The sequence below is a fragment of the Patescibacteria group bacterium genome, from assembly GCA_028707495.1.
Taxonomy (GTDB): domain Bacteria; phylum Patescibacteriota; class Patescibacteriia; order UBA2591; family JAQWAS01; genus JAQWAS01.
In genome coordinates this window covers 111,914-117,913 of the sequence record JAQWAS010000003.1, presented here as the reverse complement: position 1 = coordinate 117,913, position 6,000 = coordinate 111,914, and the positions used below count along the sequence as shown (strand labels likewise).

The 6,000-nt window shown below is 33.3% G+C and carries 7 protein-coding genes and 1 tRNA gene; 6 read left to right on the top strand and 2 right to left on the bottom strand.

What is annotated here, in order from left to right; translation table 11 throughout:
- Nucleotides 1-54 precede the first annotated feature (54 nt).
- From PHS07_02035 to PHS07_02010, 6 genes are all read left to right on the top strand, one after another.
- Nucleotides 55-192 (top strand): hypothetical protein, encoded by a 138-nt coding sequence (locus PHS07_02035; GenBank protein ID MDD4607099.1) that lies wholly within the window; start codon nt 55-57, stop codon nt 190-192.
- 241 nt (nt 193-433) lie between these two features.
- Nucleotides 434-509: transfer RNA gene (locus tag PHS07_02030), tRNA-Pro, on the top strand.
- 21 nt (nt 510-530) lie between these two features.
- Nucleotides 531-1,514, top strand: coding sequence for an NADH-ubiquinone oxidoreductase-F iron-sulfur binding region domain-containing protein (locus tag PHS07_02025; protein ID MDD4607098.1), 984 nt, complete (start codon nt 531-533; stop codon nt 1,512-1,514).
- Nucleotides 1,511-3,226, top strand: coding sequence for a [FeFe] hydrogenase, group A (locus tag PHS07_02020; GenBank protein ID MDD4607097.1), 1,716 nt, complete (start codon nt 1,511-1,513; stop codon nt 3,224-3,226). The genes PHS07_02025 and PHS07_02020 overlap by 4 nt, the downstream gene beginning before the upstream one ends.
- 83 nt (nt 3,227-3,309) lie before the next feature.
- The gene (locus PHS07_02015) at nt 3,310-3,600 is read left to right on the top strand and encodes a GIY-YIG nuclease family protein (protein ID MDD4607096.1); all 291 of its coding nucleotides are present in this window, start codon (nt 3,310-3,312) and stop codon (nt 3,598-3,600) included.
- Between the two features lie 173 nt (nt 3,601-3,773).
- Nucleotides 3,774-4,286 (top strand): iron hydrogenase, encoded by a 513-nt coding sequence (locus tag PHS07_02010; protein ID MDD4607095.1) that lies wholly within the window; start codon nt 3,774-3,776, stop codon nt 4,284-4,286.
- Nucleotides 4,287-4,353: 67 nt separating this feature from the next.
- Here PHS07_02010 and PHS07_02005 read toward each other — a convergent pair whose 3' ends face one another.
- Together PHS07_02005 and PHS07_02000 are read right to left on the bottom strand one after the other, a co-directional pair.
- On the bottom strand, nt 4,354-4,893 hold the full coding sequence (locus PHS07_02005) for a hypothetical protein (GenBank protein MDD4607094.1): 540 nt from the start codon (nt 4,891-4,893) through the stop codon (nt 4,354-4,356).
- A 2-nt stretch (nt 4,894-4,895) separates the two neighbouring features.
- Entirely contained in the window at nt 4,896-5,954 is a 1,059-nt protein-coding gene (locus tag PHS07_02000) for a DUF389 domain-containing protein (protein ID MDD4607093.1), read from the bottom strand.
- Nucleotides 5,955-6,000: the final 46 nt, after the last annotated feature.

The following is a 6,000-nucleotide window of genomic DNA, read 5'->3' as shown; positions in this document are numbered from 1 at the left end:
CGATTAGGTTGTTAAATCATCGACCACGTAAAAGATTAAATTTTAAAACACCTTATGAAATATTTTATCAAAAGAAGTGAAATCAAAAGTGAAATTAAAAATGTTTCACTTTGGAATAGAATTCAGGCTAACACTCCACCCAAAGCCACCCGTTTAAATTCTGTCATGCTGAATTTATTTCAGCATCTGTAGTCGAGTTAAGCATGTTGCTAGGTGTAGACGTTTTGAGTATTAACAGATCCTGAAACATCCTCCGATTTGGCGGACTAGAGTTCAGGATGACAGCTAAACTTAGGGTGACAATAAAAAAACGTTTATTTTAATATTAACGTTCAGGGGATTTCTCCCCCCGCCCCGCCGACTAGACAGACTCCCTCACAATAATAACCCAGCTTGGATATTTTTCATTTTTAAGTTATAATTAAAAAATATGCGGGGATTAGCCCAGCGGCTAGGGCGCCACGTTCGGGACGTGGAAGTCAGGAGTTCGAGTCTCCTATCCCCGACCAAATTAAAAAATAAATAATTTTATGACTCAAACAAATTTAATTTCTAAAATAAAACAAGCCCAACTCTGTGGTCGCAGTGGCTCGGGTTTTCCAACGGGTTTAAAATGGGAATTTGTTAAACAAGCTACTAGCAAAACTAAATATGTTATTTGTAACGCTTCCGAGGGTGAGCCCAATGTTTTTAAAGATAAATATCTTTTAGAAAATTATCCTCAAGAAATCATCAATGGTATTAAATTAGCCCTAAAAACTGTTGGAGCTCAACAAGCTTATATTTATTTAAATCATGATTATTATAAATTATTCAAAAATAAATTAACTAAATTAATTGGTAAAAATAAAATTGAATTATTTAAAAAACAAGGCGGTTATATTGCTGGCGAAGAAAGTGTGGCCATTAAAAATATTCAAGGTGATTATTTAACACCCGAAGAAAAGCCACCCTACCCGACTCAATCTGGTTTATATGGCTGTCCAACTTTAATTAATAACGTTGAAACTTTTTATGCAGTTAGCCAAATTTATCAAGATAAATATAATCATACGCGTTTTTATTCTTTGAGTGGCGATTTACCAAATCCGGGCGTCTATGAATTTGATGAAAAATTATCTATTAAAAAAATTCTAGAGCAAACCAACAATTATCCCAAATTTGATTTTTTTATTAAAGCCGGCGGTGGTGCGATTGGCTCAATTTTACTACCCAAAGAATTAAAGCAACCCGTACTCGGCTCTGGAGCAATTATTATTTATAACAAAAAAAAGACTGACGCTTTTAAACTTATGCACGAATGGAGTCAGTTTTTGCTTCAAGGTAACTGTGATAAATGTGTTCCCTGTCGCGAAGGTTTATATCGCATTAATGAATTAATTGAAAATAAAAATCTTGATTTAAAAGTTTGGCAAGATATTTTAAATACCATGCAATTGTCAAGTTTGTGTCCCTTGGGACAATGTGCTCCGCAAACCTTTTATGATTTAATCCATAAAATTATTTTAAAATGAAAAACATATCTTTAAAAATTAATAATAAAAAAATAAATGCTCAGTCGGGGCAATCTATTTTAGAAATCGCTCAAAAAAATAAAATTGATATTCCAACTTTATGTTACCACTCAGACTTAAAGCCAGGCGCCAGTTGTAGATTATGCGTTGTTGAAATTAAAGGCTACGATGAATTAAAAACTGCTTGCTCAACTCAAGCCCAAGATGGTATGGAAATTTTAACTGAATCAACTAAGGTTAAAAAGGCTCGTCAAACAAATTTGGAATTAATTTTTGCTCAACACGAAGAAGAATGTCATGACTGTGTTTATGGTTATAATTGCCACTTATTAGCTTTAGCTAAAAAATTTAAAGTTGATATTACTCGTTTTAAAGATCGCAAAACTAATTTTCCAGTTTATAAATTTGGTCCAGCTTTAATTTTTGATTCATCTAAGTGTATTGATTGTGGTAATTGTGTCGCTGTTTGCAAACAACAAGGTGTTAATTTTTTAGAAATTAAAAAACACGGTCAGCAACATCAAGTTGAGCCAACTTGCGATCCATCTAAAGATTGTATTTATTGTGGTCAATGTTTGGTCCATTGTCCAGTCGGCGCGTTTGAAGCGGTCGGCGAATTTGAAAATATTGAGAAACCTTTACAACAAAAAAATAAAACTGTGGTCTTTCAATTTGCTCCAGCTATTCGATCAAGTATTGGTGAAGAGTTTAATTTACCTTATGGTAAAATTCTGACTGAACAAATTGTGGCTGGCATTAAAAAATTAGGAGTAGATTATGTTTTTGATACGTGTGTTGGTGCTGATTTTACGACTTACGAAGAGGCGCAAGAATTATTAGATAAAGTTAAAAATAAAGAAGGCGTCTGTTTATCTTCATGTTGTCCAGCTTGGGTTAAATTTTTAGAATTTAATTATCCTGAATTTATTCCTCATATTGCCACCACTCGCTCACCTCAAATAATCTTAGGTGGAATAATTAAAACCTACTGGGCTGAAAAAAATAAAATTAAACCTCAAGATATTGTTGTCGTTTCTGTTATGCCCTGTACAGCTAAAAAATATGAAATTAAAAGACCAGAATTAAAAATCAATAATCTGTTCCCAGTTGATTATGTTTTAACCACCCGCGAATTAGCTTATTTATTTAAAAAACGTAATATAGATTTAACTAAATTAAAATCCCAATCAGCTGACAATCCGCTTGGCGAACCGTCTGGGGCTGGCGTGATTTATGGTGCCAGTGGTGGCGTCATGGAATCAGCCTTGCGCACAGCTTATTTTAAAGCGACCGGCCAACAACCACCTCAAATTGATTTTAAAAAAGTCCGCGGCCAAGAAGGTATTAAAAAAGCTACAGTTAAAATTGGTCAAACTAAAATCAAGATGGCAGCAGCTAATGGTATTGGCAATGCTATTAAAATTTTAGAAGAATTAAAAAAAGATCCTCAAGCTTATGCCGGAGTTGAAGTTATGGCTTGTCCGGGCGGTTGTATTGGCGGTGGTGGTCAACCAGTCCCTAGTGATGCACAGACTCGTCAAGCTCGAGCTGAAAGTTTATATAAAATTGATAAAAATAAAAAGCTCAAGTTTGCTCACGAAAATCCAGTTGTTAAACAAGTTTATCGAGATTTTCTAATTTCAGAGAAAAAAATTCATTCAATTTGTCATACTCATTATAAAACCAAAAAACGCGAGGTGAAGTTGAAATAATTTTTAACTCCTGTCATTCTGACCCGCCGAGTCGGCGGGGAAGAATCCCGTAGTCTAACGAACCAACGTCTTTAAAAACTACCATGACCAAACAATACTTTGTATATATCATGTCAAACCAAAGAAATACTACGTTGTATGTAGGCTTTACTAGTGGATTATTGAGTAGAAATTGGCAACATAAAAACAAGGTTGGTTTAAAAAGTTTTACTAAAAAGTATAATGTAGATAAATTAGTTTATTTTGAAATATACGATGATCCTAACGACGCTATTTATCGTGAAAAACAAATTAAAGGTTGGATCAGAAAAAAGAAAGAAAACTTAATTAATTCTATTAATCCAGAATGGAAAGATTTAAGCGATAATTTATAGGCAATTATTGATATTGTCGAACTGTTATCTCACGGGATCCTTCCCCGCCGACTCGGCGGGTCAGGATGACAGGGTTTAAAAATGTCATTCTGGGGACCCGCCTTGGGCGGGGACGAAGAATCCCGTAGCTTAATAAATTAACATTTAAAACTTATTAATTAAAAATAAATCATATGTCATTAACACAAATCTTAAAAATTGATAAAGTTAAAACCAACACTCTAGCGCAATTCTCTACTCTTTTAGCTTTATCTGCTATCTTACCATTGTTTCATCAACAAACCGTTACGGGCCCATTGGTTAATGCTATTTTATTCATCGCTACAATCATGTTAGGCGTACCAAGCGCCATGTTAATCGCTTTAATTCCCAGCGTAATTGCTTTAAGTGTTGGTCTTTTGCCAGCCATTTTAGCCCCGGCCATTCCATTTATTATGTTGAGCAATGTTTTGTTGGTTTTAATTTTTAATAGTTTAAAAAATAACAATTATTGGCTAGGTATTATTTCGGCTAGTTTAATTAAATTCGGTTTTCTGTTTATTTCTAGCCATTTTATTATTAAAACTTTAGTTCAAATACCGGTCGCTCAAAAAGTTTCTGCCATGCTTTCATATCCTCAACTTTTTACAGCTTTAATTGGTGGTATGTTGGCTTATATTATTTTAAAGTTAATGAAAAAAATATAATTCCTATTATAAAATCAATCAAAAAGAGACTCTAGCAAGAGTCTCTTTATTTTTATACTTTTTGTTTTTACATTCTCCTTTTTTTAATTTTTTTTACTATCTTAACTCCTCCCCAGACAATCAAGCCCAACGCGCTGATGATAATTATTGAACCAATAATTATATTGCTCGTCCTATTTTCTGCTGGTATAACTTGACCATCGTTTACCACATTGGCATTATCACTTTTTAAACTCTCAGCCGGCGAAATACACGGCTGAATTAAACACTCTTGAATCTTTTTTTCTAAACCAGTTTGAATTGATTCATCAAAACCTTCCACCATGTAATAATCGATAAAAAATGTCGGTAAGCTTTGAGCCATCCCGCCGTATTTTTCAGCCATTAAAGTAAATAATTGGGTATTCATGCTATTTTGGCTGACTTCGAAACGTCTAATTTTTAAATTCGCATATTGACTTTCCATCTCTGATAACCAAGTCTGCGCTTGAGCACAATATGGACAACTCTCTTGATAAAAAAAATAAACCTCAATCAAATTCGCTGCTGATGTATTTAAAATAGGCAATAAAATTAAAATTAATATCAATAAAAATTTAAACTTCATAATTAATTTGAAAAATGATTATTAATTATACTTGAACTTTCGTGCAATAATTGAGTTGGAATGATTGACAAACTTAGATCAACTGACTGATCTAATTCACTGGCTAAAATTTGACTTAAAATTTTAACATTCTGTTCGGTTAAATAATTTGAAGTGCGGATGACTGTTTCAATATATAAAACACCATCTTTATTTTTAATTTGATTATTAATGATCTCAACTTGATCAATGTTGTTTCTTAAAATTTGATTAACGTTTTCTTTTAATTTGTCATTGCGAATAATATCTTGTGTTAAATAACCTAAAGTCACGGTTATGATAATTAAAATAATTGTAGTCCAAATAATACCACTTCGACGACGAGTCTGAGCTTCTTTGCTGGCTGGTGGTTTAAAATTAGCTAAAATAAAAAATAAGCTCGAAGCTAAAATAATCGCGATTAAGTTAGTGATAACTAATAAAAATGCGCCGGCGGTTTGATTCAAATCGCCCTTGGCAATGGTAACGCCCATAACACAAATCGGTGGCACTATGGCCACTGCAATAGCCACACCGCCAATCGCTGAGCCTATTTTAGGATAACCAATAATAAATGCGCCAATAAAACCGGCTGCCAAAGCAATTAATAATTCAAAAATGCTTGGCTGAGTGCGCATTAAAATTTGATCACCTAACGTCTGTGCTGGTATTAATAAACCGATTAAAAAAGAAAAAAATAAAATTAATAACATAGCTTTGGCTAAAACTGTCAGGGCGTTCCATAAAAAAATCTTTTTACCCTCTACAATCGAGATGCCTAAACCCAACAAAGGCCAAACCAATGGCGCCACCAACATTCCGCCGATAACTACCGGGCCATTGTCAATAATTAAACCTAAGCTAATAATAATGGCCGAAAAAATCGATAAAGTATAAAAATCTAAATCACCCTCTGAGCCCTCTTTAAGTTGATCATAAACTTTTTGTTGGCGTTCCTGGTCTATTTTAAATAAACGTAAAAAAATTTTAGTCCCAGTTTTGATTATTGGTGCGGGATTTGATTTTGGTTTTTGAGTTGGCATAATTTTTAATTCAATACTTATATATTTATTTTAGCATAAATTTCAA

Coding starts and splice junctions, on each gene's coding strand:
- PHS07_02010 (MDD4607095.1), top strand. CDS start 3,774: ATGTCATTAACACAAATCTTAAAAATTGATAAAGTTAAAACCAACACT.
- PHS07_02025 (MDD4607098.1), top strand. CDS start 531: ATGACTCAAACAAATTTAATTTCTAAAATAAAACAAGCCCAACTCTGT.
- PHS07_02015 (MDD4607096.1), top strand. CDS start 3,310: ATGACCAAACAATACTTTGTATATATCATGTCAAACCAAAGAAATACT.
- PHS07_02035 (MDD4607099.1), top strand. CDS start 55: ATGAAATATTTTATCAAAAGAAGTGAAATCAAAAGTGAAATTAAAAAT.
- PHS07_02005 (MDD4607094.1), bottom strand. CDS start 4,893: ATGAAGTTTAAATTTTTATTGATATTAATTTTAATTTTATTGCCTATT.
- PHS07_02000 (MDD4607093.1), bottom strand. CDS start 5,954: ATGCCAACTCAAAAACCAAAATCAAATCCCGCACCAATAATCAAAACT.
- PHS07_02020 (MDD4607097.1), top strand. CDS start 1,511: ATGAAAAACATATCTTTAAAAATTAATAATAAAAAAATAAATGCTCAG.